Source organism: Streptomyces sp. MBT65 (genome assembly GCF_016612545.1).
In the GTDB taxonomy this organism is placed as follows: Bacteria; Actinomycetota; Actinomycetes; order Streptomycetales; family Streptomycetaceae; genus Streptomyces.
Window position 1 is genome coordinate 1 of the sequence record NZ_JAENRY010000568.1, and the last position, 2,930, is coordinate 2,930.

The 2,930-nt window shown below is 69.8% G+C and carries 2 protein-coding genes; both read right to left on the reverse strand.

What is annotated here, in order from left to right:
* A partial coding sequence (gene glgX / locus JHN63_RS50395; RefSeq protein ID WP_200691838.1) for a glycogen debranching protein GlgX occupies window positions 1–2,106 on the reverse strand: 2,106 nt, incomplete at its 3' end.
* Window positions 2,107–2,168: 62 nt separating this feature from the next.
* The coding region (locus JHN63_RS50400; protein WP_234478921.1) for an NAD(P)H-binding protein at window positions 2,169–2,930 on the reverse strand (762 nt) is incomplete at its 5' end.

A 2,930-nucleotide genomic window follows, 5' to 3' on the forward strand; every position in this document is an offset into this window, starting at 1 on the left:
CAGCAGGACGACGCTGCGGCCCTGGGCGTGGTGGGTGGGACCGTCGACCAGCTCCTCTTCTCCGGGCGGCGGGATGTCGTCGGGGCCGGGGCGGGCCGTGTCGAGCACGCGGTGCCAGCGGTGACCGGGGATCTCGGGCAGCTCGAAGTCGAGGCCCAGGTGGTACATGTTGAGGATCAGATGCAGATCCGGGTCACCGTCGAAACCGCCGTACGTGCAGGCCAGCACCCGGGCGTTGGGGTCCTCCCAGCCCGGTTGGTCGAGCCGGGTGCCGTGCCACGTGATGTCGGGCAGGGAGCGGGAGTTGAGGCGTTCGGAGAAGAACTGCGGTTCGCGCAGGGTGCGGTAGCGCTTGCGGAGCCGGATGACGCGCTGGGTGAAGCCGGTGGTCTCCTTCTCCTTCCTGGCCTGGTTCCAGTCGAGCCAGGAGACCGAACTGTCCTGGCAGTAGCCGTTGTTGTTGCCGCCCTGGCTGTTGCGGAACTCGTCGCCCGCCAGCAGCATCGGCACCCCGCGGCTGAGCATCAGCAGGGACAGCAGGTTCTTGATCTGCCGCACCCGCAGGTACTCGATGTCGGGGTCGTCGCTGGGGCCCTCGACACCGCAGTTCCAGCTGTAGTTCTCGTCGGCGCCGTCGGCGTTGGCCTCGCCGTTGCTGTGGTTGTGCTTGGTGTTGTAGCTGACCAGGTCGTTGAGGGTGAAGCCGTCGTGGCAGGTGATGAAGTTGATGCTGTTGGTGGGCAGTTCGCCCTGGGCCGCGAACAGGTCGGCCGAGCCGCCGAGCCGCGAGGCGACCTCGCCGACCATCCCCGCGTCCCCGCGCACGAACCGCCGTACGTCGTCGCGGAACGGGCCGTTCCACTGTGCCCAGCGCTTCCCCGGGAAGCGGCCGACCTGATAGAGGCCGCCGCCGTCCCACGGCTCCGCGATGATCTTCGTCTCGGCCAGCACCTGGGACAGCTCGATCGCCCACAGGGCCGGCGGCACCGCCATCTCGTAGCCGAGGGGGCCGCGCGAGAGCTCCGAGGCGAGGTCGAAGCGGAAGCCGTCGATGTGGTGCTCGGTCACCCAGTACTCGAGGCTCTCCACGATGAACTTGGTGACCATCGGATGGTTGGCGTTGACCGCGTTGCCGCAGCCCGTGAAGTCCATGTAGTGCGAGCGGTCCTGCGGCCACAGGTGGTAGTACGCCTCGTTGGCCGCGCCCCGGAAGCTGATCGTCGGCCCGAACTCGTTGCCCTCGCTGGTGTGGTTGAAGACCACGTCGAGGATGACCTCGATGCCCGCCTGGTGGAACGCCTTCACCATGTCGCGGAACTCGGTGATGTGCGTGGCGAGATGGGGGCTGGAGCAGTAGCCGGTGTGCGGGGCGAAGAAGCCGTAGGGGTCGTAGCCCCAGTAGTTGCGGCGCGGGGTGCCGTCGGGTCCCGAGCGCAGCACCTGGGTCTCGTCGAAGTCGAAGACCGGCAGCAACTCCACGGCGGTGACGCCGAGTTCGCGCAGATGCGGGATCTTGTCGATGACGGCGGAGAAGGTGCCAGGCCGCTCGGCGTCCGAGGTCGGCGAGGCGGTCAGCCCGCGTACGTGCATCTCGTAGACGACGGTGTCCGCCATCGGGGTGCGCAGCGGGGTGTCGCCCTCCCAGTCGTAGTCGTCGAGGTCGACCACCAGACTGCGCATGCAGTGCTCGACGTTGTCGCCGGGGCCGATCGCGTGGGTGCGGTCCCAGCGGCCGTTGATGTTGGCGCGCGCGTACGGGTCGATCAGCACCTTGCGGTGGTCGAAGCGGGTGCCCAACTCGCCGTTGTCGCGCGGTCCGTCGATCCGGAACGCGTAGACCTGGCCGGCGCCGATCCCGCTCACGTGGCAGTGCCAGAAGTGGAAGCTGCGGTGCCGGTCGGGGAGCAGGGTGATGGTGCGGTACGGCTGCGGGCTGTCGCAGTGCTCGAAGAGCAACAGGTCGACCTGCGTGGCGTGTTCGGAGAAGAGCGAGAAGTTGACACCGTCGGCGTCGACGGTGGGTCCCAGCGGCTGTGGCCGACCGGGGGTGACGTCGGAGGGACGGCCGCCGGGGTATCCGGTGGCCTCGTGGGGGCGTAAGGTCATCTGTTCTGTCATGGCGTCGGTCGCAGAGTCCGTCGGAGTGTCGTACGCATGGGTGGCCACCCTCAGGTGAGTGCGGCCCGGGCCGCGGTCGGGGCGTCGGCGCGGAGGCCGGCGAAGAGTTCCTGCCAGGGCACGGGCGAGGCGCCCGGTCCCGTCTCGCTGCGCATCTCGAAGGTGACGCCGCGGGCGGCGGGGGAGTACAGCGCCTGTACACAGGCGTCGGCGACCAGCGGGCGGGTCACGATGCCGTCGCCGAAGTCGCCCTGTTCCAGGTGCAGATGGCCGTGGCCGGGCTCGTCGGTGAGCCAGCCCGGGCGGATCACGGTGTACGGCAGCCCGGAGGAGCGGACCGCGTTCTCGCCGGCCAGCCGCCAGTCCAGCATCCGGCCGTAGGCGTTCATGGGATGGTCGCGCCGCGTCACATGGCGCTGGCTGACCAGCACGAAGTGCGGACTCGCCGCGGTGGAGCGCAGCGCGTCGAGGACATGGCGGACCCCGGTGTGCAGGGTGGTCTCGGGGCTGTCGGGACCGGCGTCGTCGGTGCCCGGCTCCACGATGTAGACGACCGCCGAGCAGCCGTACAGCGGGGTGCGGACGGAGGCGGGGGCGCGCACGTCGGCCGCGAAGAACTGGGCCTGCGGCGGGGTGTGGCGGCGGGCGCGCTGGGTGGAGCGGCCGATGACGCGGACGCTCTCGCTCCGGGCGAGCAGTTGACGGGCGACGAGCCGGCCTACGCGGCCGGTTCCTCCTATGACGGCGATCGGGCTGTCCATCGAGATCTCCACGGGGGCTGCGGAAGAGCCGGAAAGGGCGGGGGAGTGGGC